General features: G+C 31.0%; 15 protein-coding genes. 14 read left to right on the plus strand and 1 reads right to left on the minus strand.

Features of this window, described 5'->3' with window-relative positions:
• Positions 1 to 78: 78 nt before the first annotated feature.
• Positions 79 to 1,170 carry a redox-regulated ATPase YchF gene (ychF, locus tag HNR33_RS12085; protein WP_429083628.1) on the minus strand — a complete coding sequence of 364 codons (1,092 nt, stop codon included), beginning with the start codon at positions 1,168 to 1,170 and terminating at the stop codon, positions 79 to 81.
• 336 nt (positions 1,171 to 1,506) lie between these two features.
• Between ychF and HNR33_RS12090 the strand changes: the two genes are divergently transcribed.
• From HNR33_RS12090 to HNR33_RS12155, 14 genes are all read left to right on the plus strand, one after another.
• A complete protein-coding gene (locus tag HNR33_RS12090) occupies positions 1,507 to 2,469 on the plus strand; it encodes a PstS family phosphate ABC transporter substrate-binding protein (RefSeq protein WP_429083630.1) in 963 nt (320 codons plus the stop codon).
• 188 nt (positions 2,470 to 2,657) lie between these two features.
• Positions 2,658 to 3,584 (plus strand): phosphate ABC transporter permease subunit PstC, encoded by a 927-nt coding sequence (gene pstC / locus HNR33_RS12095; protein ID WP_429083632.1) that lies wholly within the window; start codon positions 2,658 to 2,660, stop codon positions 3,582 to 3,584.
• On the plus strand, positions 3,584 to 4,441 hold the full coding sequence (gene pstA, locus HNR33_RS12100) for a phosphate ABC transporter permease PstA (protein WP_429083634.1): 858 nt from the start codon (positions 3,584 to 3,586) through the stop codon (positions 4,439 to 4,441). The genes pstC and pstA overlap by 1 nt, the downstream gene beginning before the upstream one ends.
• A 12-nt stretch (positions 4,442 to 4,453) precedes the next feature.
• On the plus strand, positions 4,454 to 5,209 hold the full coding sequence (gene pstB, locus HNR33_RS12105; RefSeq protein WP_429083636.1) for a phosphate ABC transporter ATP-binding protein PstB: 756 nt from the start codon (positions 4,454 to 4,456) through the stop codon (positions 5,207 to 5,209).
• Between the two features lie 14 nt (positions 5,210 to 5,223).
• Positions 5,224 to 5,871 (plus strand): phosphate signaling complex protein PhoU, encoded by a 648-nt coding sequence (gene phoU, locus HNR33_RS12110; RefSeq protein ID WP_429083637.1) that lies wholly within the window; start codon positions 5,224 to 5,226, stop codon positions 5,869 to 5,871.
• 96 nt (positions 5,872 to 5,967) lie between these two features.
• On the plus strand, positions 5,968 to 6,468 hold the full coding sequence (locus HNR33_RS12115; protein WP_429083639.1) for a YhcN/YlaJ family sporulation lipoprotein: 501 nt from the start codon (positions 5,968 to 5,970) through the stop codon (positions 6,466 to 6,468).
• Between the two features lie 103 nt (positions 6,469 to 6,571).
• Positions 6,572 to 7,765, plus strand: coding sequence for a ferrochelatase (locus HNR33_RS12120; RefSeq protein ID WP_429083641.1), 1,194 nt, complete (start codon positions 6,572 to 6,574; stop codon positions 7,763 to 7,765).
• Between the two features lie 23 nt (positions 7,766 to 7,788).
• Positions 7,789 to 9,066, plus strand: coding sequence for an EF-P 5-aminopentanol modification-associated protein YfmF (gene yfmF, locus HNR33_RS12125; protein ID WP_429083642.1), 1,278 nt, complete (start codon positions 7,789 to 7,791; stop codon positions 9,064 to 9,066).
• 25 nt (positions 9,067 to 9,091) lie between these two features.
• The gene (gene yfmH / locus HNR33_RS12130) at positions 9,092 to 10,363 is read left to right on the plus strand and encodes an EF-P 5-aminopentanol modification-associated protein YfmH (protein WP_429083643.1); all 1,272 of its coding nucleotides are present in this window, start codon (positions 9,092 to 9,094) and stop codon (positions 10,361 to 10,363) included.
• A 133-nt stretch (positions 10,364 to 10,496) separates the two neighbouring features.
• Positions 10,497 to 11,243, plus strand: a complete 747-nt coding sequence (gene lgt / locus HNR33_RS12135) for a prolipoprotein diacylglyceryl transferase (protein WP_429083644.1) — start codon at positions 10,497 to 10,499, stop codon at positions 11,241 to 11,243.
• Between the two features lie 178 nt (positions 11,244 to 11,421).
• Positions 11,422 to 11,592: an aspartyl-phosphate phosphatase Spo0E family protein gene (locus tag HNR33_RS12140; protein WP_429083646.1), complete on the plus strand. Its 171-nt coding sequence runs from the start codon at positions 11,422 to 11,424 to the stop codon at positions 11,590 to 11,592.
• Between the two features lie 264 nt (positions 11,593 to 11,856).
• Positions 11,857 to 12,288 carry a division/cell wall cluster transcriptional repressor MraZ gene (gene mraZ, locus HNR33_RS12145; RefSeq protein ID WP_429083648.1) on the plus strand — a complete coding sequence of 144 codons (432 nt, stop codon included), beginning with the start codon at positions 11,857 to 11,859 and terminating at the stop codon, positions 12,286 to 12,288.
• A gap of 63 nt (positions 12,289 to 12,351) precedes the next feature.
• Positions 12,352 to 13,284 (plus strand): 16S rRNA (cytosine(1402)-N(4))-methyltransferase RsmH, encoded by a 933-nt coding sequence (gene rsmH / locus HNR33_RS12150; protein ID WP_429083650.1) that lies wholly within the window; start codon positions 12,352 to 12,354, stop codon positions 13,282 to 13,284.
• Positions 13,285 to 13,314: 30 nt separating this feature from the next.
• The gene (locus tag HNR33_RS12155) at positions 13,315 to 13,776 is read left to right on the plus strand and encodes a hypothetical protein (RefSeq protein ID WP_429083651.1); all 462 of its coding nucleotides are present in this window, start codon (positions 13,315 to 13,317) and stop codon (positions 13,774 to 13,776) included.

Genomic DNA, 13,776 nt, shown 5'->3' on the forward strand with positions numbered 1-13,776 from the left:
GTTACTAAAGATGAAAGAGGATATAAAAGAAAAGCCGCAGCAATCTAGTCAAATACTAGAATGTAGCGGCTTTGTTTTTTACACATTAAATCTAAACACAACAACATCTCCGTCTTGCATTACATATTCTTTACCTTCTAGCCTTACTAGACCCTTTTCTCTAGCTTGAGGGTATCCACCAGTAGTTACTAAGTCATCTATGTTTATAACCTCAGCTCTGATGAATCCTCTTTCCATGTCAGAGTGGATTTTTCCTGCAGCTTGAGGAGCTTTAGTGCCTATTTTTATAGTCCATGCTCTTACTTCCTTCGGACCTGCTGTTAAGAAACTCATAAGTCCTAGAAGCTTGTAGCTTGCTTTTACAAGCTTATCTAGTCCTGATTCTTGAAGACCAAGATCATTTAAGAAACTCATCTTCTCTTCAGTATCAAGCTCAGAGATTTCAGCTTCAATTTGAGCTGATACTACAATTACCTCAGAGTTTTCTTTTGCAGCATATTCTATTACTTGTTTTACATATTGATTTTCTGGATTAGATACTAAATCTTCTTCAGAAATATTAGCTACATAAAGTATTGGTTTATAAGATAAAAGACTAAGTTCTCTTACAAAGTTTTTTTCATCTTCACTAAAATCTATAGATCTAACAGAGCTTCCTTCTTCTATTGTATCTTTTATCTTGTTTAATATTTCTAATTCTTTTTGAAGTGATTTATCAGCCTTAGCAAGTTTTTCAGTTTTTGTTATTCTTCTAGTTATTACTTCTAAATCAGATAACATTAACTCTAGATTAATTATTTCAATATCGTTGATTGGGTCTATTCTACCTTCGACGTGAGTTATGTTTTCGTCTTCAAAACATCTTACTACATGTACTATTGCTTCAACCTCTCTAATATGTGCAAGAAACTTATTTCCTAGACCTTCTCCTTTACTCGCTCCCTTTACTAGGCCAGCTATATCGAAGAACTCTATAGCAGTAGGAACTTGCTTTTCAGATTGAAATAACTTTTGTAATACTTCAAGTCTTTCATCTGGAACAGCAACAACTCCAACATTTGGTTCTATAGTACAAAATGGATAATTTGCTGATTCAGCACCAGCAGCAGTGATAGCGTTAAAAAGTGTACTCTTACCAACGTTTGGTAAGCCCACGATCCCTAACTTCATACATATCTTCCTTTCAAAAGTTAATAATATTTATACGATGTTTATTACCAGACTAAATTATACACTAATATCCAATTTACTTCAACAGACACAATTTTTTTATGTACAATAATATGAAAGTTGGTCTTTCAATTATTGATAAACAAGATCAAGATGAAAAGTATTCTTCATATTCAATTTCAGCTTCCGATGCTGGGCATCTGTACGAAATAATCATCAATAGAAAAACTTTACATAGTTTTAACTATCCTTTAACATGCTTTATACAAACTGTAAAGTTTATCTTGCTATAATCAGAATGTAAAAAATAATAAAACACAGAGAGAGGGGTAACATATGAAATTATTTAAGAAATCAAGATTAATGACAATGTCGGTTATTTTAGTATTATCAATTATTGTACTTACAGGTTGTGGTGGTGGACAACAAAAGAATCAAGGTGAAGCACCTGAGAAACAAGAAGCTAAGTTAACTGGAAATGTTGAAATAGACGGTTCAAGTACAGTTTATCCAATCACTGAAGCTATAGCAGAAGAGTTCCAAGGACAGAACCCAGATGTTAAGGTAACTGTTGGAATGTCTGGATCAGGTGGAGGATTTAAAAGATTTACTGTTGGTGAGACAGATATAAGTAATGCTTCAAGACCAATAAAGGATAAAGAAGTTGAGCAGGCAAAGGACAATAATATTGAGTTTACAGAACTAGAAGTTGCTTATGATGGTATATCAATAGTAGTTAATCCAGAAAATGACTTTGTAACTGACTTAACAGTAGACGAATTAAAGAAAATTTGGGAGCCAAACAGTACAGTTAAGACTTGGAAAGATGTGAGACCAGAATGGCCAGCTGAAGAAATAAAGCTATACGGTCCTGGAACAGATTCAGGTACATTTGATTACTTTACAGAAGAAATCATTGGAGAGAGCAAAAAGATAAGAACAGATTTTACAGCAAGTGAAGACGATAACGTATTAGTTCAAGGGATATCTGGAGATAAGTATTCATTAGGTTATTTCGGATATGCGTATTATGTAGAAAATAAAGATAGCTTAAAGTTAGTATCAGTTAATGGTGTGTCACCAAGCACAGATACTATCAAAAATGGAGAGTACTCTCCACTTTCAAGACCACTATTTATATATGTATCAAATAACTCAGTAAAAGACAAAGAAGCAGTGAAAGAATTTGCTAGATTCTATATAGAAAATGCGAAAGACATTGTAGCCGAGGTTGGATACGTTCCTTTAACGGATGATGAATATAGCAAGCAACTAGAAAAACTTAATTCAATAAAATAATCCCCATTATAGAGCAGAGACTAAACAGTCTTTGCTCTTTCATTTTTTTACTAGTTAACATAGTTTTAACATAGCATTAACACAAACTAAACCAATGTTCTATCAAAACAAACTATAATTCATATGAAAGTACTTTTTGGGAAGAATATCTATTAAAGAGTGAGGGGACCAATATGGAGTGTGTGGATATGAAGAAAACGAATGTTGATAGTAAAGAAAAAATAAATATTAAGAAGAAAAAGCATAATTTTGGAGAGAAAGTTATAAAGGTTATTCTTTTCATATTTGCTATGATATCAGTTTTTACCACCATAGGAATAGTTGCTATTCTTTTAAAGGAAACAGTAGGTTTTTTTCAGGAGGTTTCAATTGTTGAGTTTTTAACTGGAACCGAATGGACTGCATTATTTAGTCCTCCTAAGTTTGGAGTATTACCATTACTAAGTGGTACACTGCTGATATCAATTCTTTCAAGTGTTATTGCAATACCAATAGGTCTAGGAAGTGCAATATATCTAAGCGAATATGCTTCTGATAAAACAAGAAAGCTACTTAAGCCTGTGCTAGAAGTTTTGGCAGGTATACCTACTATTGTTTATGGATACTTTGCTTTAACGTTTATAACACCATTGATTAGAAATATATTCCCATCTGCTAATGTATTTAATGCATTAAGTGCAAGTATAGCTGTTGGAATTATGATTATACCTATGGTTTCGTCATTGAGTGAGGATGCAATGAAAGCTGTGCCAGACTCATTACGACATGGCGCATATGCTTTAGGGTGTACCAAGCTCGAAGTATCGACAAAGGTTGTAATTCCGGCTGCATTATCAAGCATTATTGCATCATTTGTACTTGCAGTATCGAGAGCAATCGGTGAAACTATGATAGTTTCATTAGCGGCAGGATCTACACCAAACTTAACAGCTAATCCTCTAGAAAGTATTCAGACAATGACTGCATTTATTGTTCAAGTTGCGTCTGGTGATGTAACTCATGGTGGTTTAATATACAAGACTATTTTTGCAGTAGGAATGCTTTTATTTGTTATAACACTTCTTATGAATATTATATCTAGATATATAATTAAGAGATTTAGGGAGGAGTACTAATGGATAATTTAAAGAAAAGAAAGCTTAAAAATAGAATGTTTCATATATTAGTTACTGCCTCTACTCTATTTGGAATAGTTGTACTAGTTGTACTCTTGTTTGATATTTTAAAACAGGGACTTGGTTGGTTAAGTGCTGATTTTTTTACTAATTTCGCATCTAGATTTCCTCACAAAGCAGGAATAAAAGCACCTTTGTTTGGAAGTCTATACACAATAATGTTAACAGCGTTATTTGCTTTTCCTGTAGGTGTTGGCTCTGCTATATACCTTGAAGAATATGCACCTAAAAGCTGGATAACAAATATTATTCAGATCAATATATCTAATCTAGCAGGAGTACCTTCGATTGTGTTTGGAATATTAGGACTTGGAATATTTGTAAACGTATTAGGATTTGGAAGAAGTATTCTGTCTGGCGCACTGACATTAGCATTATTAATACTACCAGTAATCATTGTATCAGCTCAGGAGGCACTAAAAAGTGTACCTAAAGAGCTAAAGCATGGTGCTTATGCTTTAGGAGCTACAAAATGGCAAACAATCACAGGAGTTGTATTACCATATTCGTTACCAGGTATTCTTACAGGAACTATTTTAGCAATTGCTAGAGCTCTTGGAGAGACGGCACCTTTAATAATGGTTGGCGCAGTTGCTTTTGCAGCATTTACACCGAAAAATATATTTGATTCATTTACAGTGCTCCCTATGCAGATATACAGTTGGACTTCAAGACCAAAGGCAGAGTTTCATAGTCTTGCAGCAGCAGGAATAATAGTGTTATTAGTTGTATTGCTAGTAACTAATGCTATAGCAATTATTTTAAGAAATAAATATCAAAATAGGATGAGAGGGTAAGGGGGACAATAAATGACTACTAAGATTAAAGTTGAAAATTTGAACTTTTATTATAAAGATTTTAAGGCTTTAAAGGATATTAATATAGAAATAAAGGAAAACAAAGTAACAGCTCTAATAGGCCCATCAGGCTGTGGTAAGTCAACTTTTATAAGAATTCTAAATAGAATGAATGATTTGATAGAAGGCACTAGACATGAAGGAAAGATACTTTTTGATGGAAAAGATATTTATTCACCGAATATAGATGAAGTGGAGCTTAGAAAAAGGATAGGTATGGTTTTTCAAAAGCCAAATCCATTTCCTAAGTCTATATATGAAAATGTAGTGTTTGGGCCTAAAAGACATGGTGTAAAGTCTAAAACAAAGCTTGATGAAATTGTTGAAAGGAGTCTTAAAGGGGCCGCTTTGTGGGACGAAGTTAAGGATAGGATTAATAGCTCTGCTTGGTCATTATCAGGAGGACAACAACAAAGATTATGTATAGCTAGAGCATTAGCTATGGAGCCAGAGGTGCTATTGATGGATGAGCCTACTTCTGCACTTGACCCTATTGCAACTTCAAAAATAGAAGAACTTATAGAGGATTTAAAAAATGACTATACTATAGCTATAGTAACACATTCTATGCAACAGGCTGGACGTATATCAGATAACACAGCATTCTTTTTGATGGGAGAGATAATAGAATTTGACGAGACTAAAAAAATATTTTCTAATCCAAGTGATAAAAGAACAGAAGATTATATAACAGGTAGATTCGGTTAAAAGGGAGTGGAAATATGAGAAAGCATTTTGACGAACAGCTAGATAAACTTCACTTATCATTACTAAAAATGGGAGCATTAGTTGAAGATGTGATAGATTTAGCGATAAAATCACTAGTAACTCAAGATTTAGACAAGGCTCAAAAAGTGTTGAAGTTAGATGACAAGATAGATGAAATGGAGATTGAGATTGAAGAAAAATGTTTAAATTTACTTGCACTGCAACAGCCTATAGCAAAAGACTTACGAAGAATAAGTACTATTTTAAAGATAATTACTGATTTGGAGAGAATAGGGGACCATGGAGTAAATATTGCGAAAGTGACAATGAAAATCGGAACACAAAAGCATATTAAACCACTTATTGATATACCTAGAATGGCAGATATAACAAAGCAGATGGTCAAGAAAAGCTTGGATAGCTTTATCAATGAAGATACTAATCTTGCTAGAGAAACAGCGGAAATGGACGATATTATAGATGATATTTATGAAGATATATATGTTGAACTACTGGAAATGCTTAGTGTAAATAAGGAAATTATGCAGCAAGTTGTATACTTATTGTTCGTTGGCAGGTATTTAGAAAGAATAGCAGATCATACAACTAACATTTGTGAAAGAATTATATACATGACTACTGGAGAAAGAGTAGAATTTTAAATTCATCCGTGAATCGGATGAATTTTTTTATAATACATAGTCAATATTAATAAAAAAAATATTAAAAGGCAAAATAGTATTAGGAGGTGTATAGCTTTGAAAAAAAATAAATTGATTTATTGTATTCTGCTCTTTATGCTGACATTATCACTAATATCTGTAGGATGTAGGCCAGCTGAAAAACCTAGTCCAGATAATATAACTCAACAACAAGCTGAAATTGACAGATACATAGAGAAAGAGAACTTAAGAAGACAGAATGATAAGGATTACCAGCAAGTAGTTAAGGCAGAATCCATTGCAGACTCATTGGTTGATCAAGAAGGTATCTATGACGCGACGGTTGTACTACATGAAAACAAAGCACTTGTTGGAGTTGATGCTCTAGAAGAAAGAGAAGGAAAGTTATCGCAAGATATGAAATACAAAATAATGAACACTGTAAAAGCATTTGATGCTGAGATAAAGAATGTAACAATAACTTCAAACAAGGATTTGTTCAATAAGATAGATGATATTGAACAATCTTTAATCAGAGGTGATACAAAAAGAAATATCAGTAAAGAAATAGATGAAATTATTAAGAAAATAAAATGAAATAAAGTAGAAACAAGAAATCCAGTCGTTTGATTGGATTTCTTCATATATTGGACTTATTCTAAATACTATATAGTAAATATTAAAAATTAGAGAGGTATTTATGGATAAGTATGGATTTATTAAAAAAAATGGAATATATATATTCTTTTCTGGATTTTTTCTTATTATGTACTTAGTTTATGATGATCCTCAAGAAAGCATTTTTATAATTTTATCATTAATTGCACTAATTAAGTCATCAAAGAATGCTTCAACACAGACTACTTTTACACTATTTTCAGTTTTTGTAGTTTTTATAGCTTTAGCATACATTGTAGTGAATATATTTTTATTAACACAACGCTATAATATGGAATTAAATAATATTAATCCTCTTAGAAAACTTGAGAAGACAGCAGTACTTGTAGTATATGAGGGAGAACCTGAAAGATATAACTTATCAAAATGCTTAACAAATATTAAGTACAATAAAGATATTAGTGAAAAAATATTGACTCCATTTCTACTAAATAAAAATAAAAATAATTATAAAGAAATTGGGAAAAGTGATTATAAAAAAAACACCGATGAAATGAAAAATGAATTACAGCAAGTGCTAGATGAAAATTATAAGGTGTATGTTTCATATATGAATGATTCAAAATATATTGAAGAATGTTTAATTGATATTGTAAATGATGGGTATCATAATGTTATAGTAGTTCCTATGGTCTTGACAGATGGTCATACTCTACAGATAATTAAAGCAAGAATCGAGAAGATGAAACTTTTCAATTTAAACATTAACATAAAATATGTTGAACTTTTATGGAATAATAATGCAATTGCAGCGGCTTACACTAAAACTATAGAGAAGTATATTAATAAAAATGGACTTACAGATATAGGAATTTTACTAATTGGAGAAGGGGAGAAAGGGTATAATAGAGGAAATCATATAGAGTCTGCAAAAGAAAATCTGATGCTTAGAAATAAGATTAAATCTTATTTAATAAGTGATTTAGATATAGAAGAAAATAAAATTAAAACAGCATGGTTTAATTATATACAACCAAATTATATTGACACCATAGATAATCTTTTGGAATATGGCGTTGGAAATATATTGATAGTGTATGTAAAACCATCTGCAACAAATATTGATAATAGTACTATAGCTCTAAAAACAAAGTCTAGCATAGATTTTCCTGAAGGCGTGAAAGTTAGAGTATTAGATGGATTTTTAAAAGACAGCAGTATAATCGATGAGATAAAAAACATGGTGGAATTTACAAATCTGCAAAAATGGGAGTAATAATCTATTAGGAGGTATCAACTTTGAATTTAAATTACTATAGAAAAGAAATAGACAAAAAAACTTATTTAAATTTTATTAAAACAAACAAGTTTAAAACTAATTTAATAAATATTTACTTTATTAGACCTCTTATAAAAGAAGAGGCTACAATTAATGCTTTACTTCCACTAGTGTTAAAGCGTGGAACGAAAAATTATAATACATCTTTAGATATACAACGAAAGCTAGAGGAGCTATATGGAGCAAATTTAAGCATAGATGTTAGTAAAAAGGGAGAGAGACAAGTAATAAGATTTACGATTGAGGCACCTGATGCAAGTTATACAGAGTCTAAAGACCTTATAGCTCAAGCTATTGAAATGTTAAATGAGATAATAAATCAACCACTTTTAGAAGATAAAGCTTTTTTAGAAAAATACGTTGAACAAGAAAAAGAGAATTTGAGAAAGAAAATTAAAGGCAGGATAAATGATAAGAAGAGATATGCAATAGATAGGTGTATAGAAGAAATGTGTGAAAATGAGAATTTTAAAATATATAAATATGGATATGTGGAGGATTTAAATAGGATTGATGGTAAAAGCTTGTATAAACACTATCAAAATGTATTAGCAACAAGTAATATAGAAATAAGTGTAGTTGGAGATATTTCTCAAAATGATTTTGAGGCAATCTTTAAACAGATATTCACAATTATAAGAGGAGATATAGTAGATATTCCTAGAGAGAAAATTGATAAACAAATTGATGATGTTAATGTAGTACTTGAAAATATGGATGTAAGTCAGGGAAAGCTTACACTAGGATATAGAATGAATATTCCTTACGAAGATAAGCTCTACGATGCTTTTATGATTGCTAATGAGATACTTGGTGGGGGTCCAAATTCTAAGCTTTTTTTAAATGTAAGAGAAAAGGAAAGTCTTGCGTATTATGTATTTTCTCAGTCATATAAATTTAAATCTATTATGCTGATGGTATCAGGAATAGAATCTGAGAATTATGATATGGCAGTAGATATTATGAAAAAGCAAGTAGATGAAATACAATTAGGACAGTTTTCTGAAAGTGATATAGACCAAGCAAAGAATTCAATCATGACTTCTATAGTGTCATTAACTGATGATAACTATTCTTTGTCTGAATTTTATTTAAGTCAGGCATTAACAGGAGACAGTCGTACAATTGATAACATGATTAATCAAATAATGAAAGTCAATAAAAGTGATATAATAGAGTCTTTTCAAAAGCTTAAATTAGATACAATATACTTTTTGAGTAACAAAGGAAACAAATAGGCGATTCCGAGGAGGTGGAGTACAAATGAAAAATGATAGATTAAAAGAAGAAGTTTATACTCATGAATTAGAAAACGGATTGAAGGTATTTTATATGCCTAAAAAAGGATATGTTAAAAAGTATGCTATATATGCAACTAATTATGGATCAAATGATAACAAGTTTAAGCCAATAGGAGAGAATGATATAGTAGAAGTTCCAGAGGGGATTGCTCACTTTTTAGAACATAAATTATTTGAAGAGCCTGAAGGAAACATTTTTAATGATTTTTCAAAATTAGGCTCATATGTAAATGCATATACAAACTATAATCAAACAGCGTATCTCTTTTCTTGTACCGATAAATTTTATGAAAATCTAGAGCTACTAGTTAAGTTTGTCCAAAATCCTTACTTCACAGATGAAAATGTTGAAAAAGAAAAGGGCATAATTGAACAAGAGATACGTATGTATGATGATGCTGCAGAATGGAAGGTATTTTCAAACAGCTTAAGTGCAATGTATAATGTACACCCAGTAAGAATTGATATAGCTGGAACGGTTGATAGTATAAGTAAAATAGATAAAGAGATTTTATATAAATGCTATAACACTTTTTACAATCCTGCTAACATGATTATATTTATTATAGGGGATGTAGATTTTGATAATGCATTAGATATTATTAGAAAAAATCAAAAGATCTCTGAAAAACCCAGTAAAATAATAGAGAGAGTAAGAACATCCGAACCGGATAAAGTAAATAGAAAGACAATACAGGATACGCTTAGTGTTTCAACTCCAATATTTAATATTGGATATAAGGATACCGATATAGGGTATGATGGAGACAAATTGATTCATAAGGAAATATGCACAAATATTTTGCTTGAAATGTTATTTGGAAATAGTTCTGAGTTTTTCCAACAGCTTTATGACGAGGGACTAATAACAAATTCTTTTGGATCACAATATGTGGGAAATAAAGACTATGGATATTCTATTATTGGTGGAGAATCTGAATCTCCAAAAACTGTTTTAGAAAGGATTGAACACTATATAAAAAATACTAGAGAGAAGGGTCTTTCAAAAGAAGATTTTAATAGAATAAAGAAAAAACTTATAGGATACCATCTAATGGAGCTTAACTCAATAGAATATATAGCTACCAATTTTGTAAGCTATCACTTTAAAAATTCATCTTTACTGAGATATCTAGATATTATTAATGAAGTAAGTATTTCAGATGTGCAAAAAAGATTTGATGTTCATATGAATGATGACAATCATGTGCTTTCGATTGTAATGCCCAAGTAAGTTTATTGACTTTAACTAAAAATAAAAATATAATTAGAAATAATATAAAAAAGATTAAGCTACTAGGTTTAATGGTTACAATGTGCAATCATAATAAAACTAGTAGCTTATTAACTGCAAAAGGAGGATGGATATGGATCCAGTGGCTTTTGAGATTTTTGGTATATCTGTACGATGGTATGGTATTTTAATATCTATGGGATTATTGTTGGCTACAGTTGTAGCATTAAGGGAATGTAAAAGAATAGGCTTTAATGATGAGCTGTTAATAGATTTACTGATTTTTGCGGTGCCTGCAGCAATAATAGGAGCTAGGATTTACTACGTTGTCTTTTCATGGGACTACTATAAAGGTGATTTTATGAAGATGATAAATATCAGAGAAGGCGGCTTAGCAATACATGGTGGGCTAATAGGAGCTATTTTAGTAGCACTTATTTTCTGTAAGGTAAGAAAAGTTGATTTTTGGCAGCTTGCAGATATTACTGGTCCAAGTATTATTTTAGGGCAAGCAATAGGACGATGGGGGAATTATGTTAATCAAGAAGCCCACGGAGGACCGACAAATCTTCCTTGGGGAATTATGATTAACGGACAAAAAGTACATCCCACATTTTTGTATGAGTCCTTATGGGATTTTGCAGTGTTTTTATTTTTATTGTGGTATAGAAAAAACAAGACTAAGGTTAGAGGCGAAGTATTTTTACTTTATATAGCTTTATATTCTGTAGGCAGATTTTTCATTGAAGGATTGAGAACAGATAGCTTAATGTTTGGGCCAATAAGAGTAGCTCAACTTATAAGCGCTGTAAGTATAATTATAGCTATGCTACTATTTTTCATCAGAAGAAAACAAAGCATGTTGGATAATGTAGAATAATCAACCAATTAAACGACATTTTTTTGGAAATATATAGATAATTGGTAAAAAAGAGAGAAAACAGGAGATATATTATGTCTAAATAAAAAAACGGGTGTAGATAACAGAAACAATCAATTGACACTTTAGGAAAAATTGTAATAAAATGGTCGTACCTAATGAAAAGGCGGGATGAAATATGACACTTAATGACGAGATTATCGTATTAAGGGACAAGCTTAATGCCTCAATAGTTAATAATGACGACTATAATGTTATCTACAACTTAAGTATTGAGTTAGATACGTTGATATCACTATTCTACAAGGCTAAAAAAGAATTGTCTGTGAATAAGAAAAAGGTTTCATAGTTTTAACTCTTAAGTCAGATTATAAATAATATAAAAATAGTATATTTATACTAGATGTTTGTACAGCTGTTTAATATTAGACAGCTGTTTTTATTTTGCATTTTTTGCTGAAAATTGATGTTTTTTAGTACTTAAGAACTAATTAATAAAAATTTATTTTTTTTATTATTTTTAGCAGGAATTCAGAAGTCAGTATAGAAATACTAAAATGTGGTTTGAAGTGGTAGGAAGTGGAGGGGAATCCCTCAAAGTGGGGTGAAGTTAATGTTTATTGGTGAATACCAACATTCGTTAGATAATAAAGGCAGAATTATTATTCCGTCTAAGTTCAGAGAAGAGCTAGGAGATACATTTATAATGACTAAAGGATTGGATAATTGTCTTTTTGTTTACCCTAAAGATGAATGGAAGGTTTTAGAGGATAAGTTGAAACTTTTACCACTAACAAGAAAAGATGCACGAGCATTTGTAAGGTTCTTTTTTGCAGGGGCAACTGAATGTGAGCTTGATAAGCAAGGAAGAATACTGATACCAAGTAATTTAAGAGAGCACAGTAAGTTAGAGAAAGACGCTGTAATAATAGGCGTTTCAAATAGAGTAGAGGTATGGAGCAAGGAACAATGGGATTCATATAATGATGACGATGATCTAAGCTATGAAAATATCGCAGAAAAAATGGCTGAACTTGGAATATAGGTTATATATGAGCTATATTGAGTAAATAATAAGGATAAGTGAAAGTAAATTGAGGTGAAGATTTTGGATTTTAAGCATGTATCTGTGTTACTAGACGAATCAATTAATGGATTAAATATTAAAGAAAATGGAATTTATGTAGATGGAACATTAGGTGGCGCTGGACACTCAAAAGAGATTGCTAAAAGGTTAGGTAGTGGAAGATTGATCGGTATTGACCAAGACCTTAATGCTATAAAGAAAGCCACAGCAGAGCTTAGTGCATATAAAGAAAAAGTTACAATAGTTCACAATAATTTTAGAAATATAAAGAGTGTTTTGCAAAGCTTAAATATTGATAAAGTAGATGGAGTACTACTTGACTTAGGAGTGTCCTCACATCAACTTGATGAAGGTGATAGAGGATTTTCATATAATCAGGATGCATATCTTGATATGCGAATGGATACAACTAAAGATTTTAAAGCTTGGGATATTGTTAATAATTATGAAAAAGAAGAAATAGAGAGAATTATTAAGCAGTATGGAGAAGAAAGATGGGCAGCTAGAATCGCACAATTTATTGAGGCAGAAAGAAAGAATAAGCCAATAGATACTACAGGAGAATTGGTTGAAGTAATAAAAAAGGCTATACCTAGTGGAGCAAGAAAGGATGGGCCTCATCCTGCTAAGAGAACATTTCAGGCAATAAGAATAGAAGTTAACAGAGAACTAGATATATTAAGAGATACTATTATTGACATATGTGGAGTACTAAATACTAAAGGAAGAATATGTATCATAACATTTCATTCGCTAGAAGATAGAATAGTTAAAGAAACATATAAAGAGCTTAGCTTAGATTGTATATGTCCACCTGAGTTTCCAATATGCCAATGTAATAAGAAAAAAGAATTAAACATTATAACTAGGAAACCAATTATACCATCAAAAGAAGAACTCGAAGCTAATCCAAGGTCACGAAGTGCAAAATTAAGAGTTGGAGAGAGAGTTTAGTGTTCTAAAAACATAAGGGAGTGAATAAATTTGTTAGTAGCCAAAAAAGAAATGTACTCATATGTCGATGAAAAACAACATAAGCCTTTACGAAAAAATAAAAAGAATACTAAAAGTAATACGGCTATAAAAGTGAAATTATTTGCTTCTGCACTTATGTTGTTATGTGTATGTTTATCGGTATTATTAAGATATGCTTATATAACACAAATAAAGTTTGATGTTTCACAGCTTGATAGAGAGATAACTAACTTACAAAGCGAAAAGCAAGATTTGCTACTTGAGTTGGATAAAATTAAGGAGTCAGGCATGATAGAATTTGAAGCTCAAAGTAAGCTAGGAATGGTTTATCCATCTGATGAACAGGTAGTATACGTATCTTTAAATAACATAGATGAAAAAAATGTAAATGAAGATAGTGTTGAAGAAAAATCATTTATATTTTTAAAATCATTTAATAGTTTTTTAGATAAAATATCGGATATGTTTTAG

Source organism: Brassicibacter mesophilus (assembly GCF_050433385.1).
GTDB lineage: Bacteria > Bacillota > Clostridia > Tissierellales > Proteiniboraceae > Brassicibacter > Brassicibacter mesophilus.

Excerpts from the sequence above, each read along its gene's own strand:
- pstB (WP_429083636.1), top strand. The coding sequence starts at position 4,454 with ATGACTACTAAGATTAAAGTTGAAAATTTGAACTTTTATTATAAAGAT.
- lgt (WP_429083644.1), top strand. The coding sequence starts at position 10,497 with ATGGATCCAGTGGCTTTTGAGATTTTTGGTATATCTGTACGATGGTAT.
- HNR33_RS12140 (WP_429083646.1), top strand. The coding sequence starts at position 11,422 with ATGACACTTAATGACGAGATTATCGTATTAAGGGACAAGCTTAATGCC.
- phoU (WP_429083637.1), top strand. The coding sequence starts at position 5,224 with ATGAGAAAGCATTTTGACGAACAGCTAGATAAACTTCACTTATCATTA.
- HNR33_RS12120 (WP_429083641.1), top strand. The coding sequence starts at position 6,572 with ATGGATAAGTATGGATTTATTAAAAAAAATGGAATATATATATTCTTT.
- pstA (WP_429083634.1), top strand. The coding sequence starts at position 3,584 with ATGGATAATTTAAAGAAAAGAAAGCTTAAAAATAGAATGTTTCATATA.
- pstC (WP_429083632.1), top strand. The coding sequence starts at position 2,658 with ATGAAGAAAACGAATGTTGATAGTAAAGAAAAAATAAATATTAAGAAG.
- HNR33_RS12090 (WP_429083630.1), top strand. The coding sequence starts at position 1,507 with ATGAAATTATTTAAGAAATCAAGATTAATGACAATGTCGGTTATTTTA.
- yfmH (WP_429083643.1), top strand. The coding sequence starts at position 9,092 with ATGAAAAATGATAGATTAAAAGAAGAAGTTTATACTCATGAATTAGAA.
- mraZ (WP_429083648.1), top strand. The coding sequence starts at position 11,857 with ATGTTTATTGGTGAATACCAACATTCGTTAGATAATAAAGGCAGAATT.
- ychF (WP_429083628.1), bottom strand. The coding sequence starts at position 1,170 with ATGAAGTTAGGGATCGTGGGCTTACCAAACGTTGGTAAGAGTACACTT.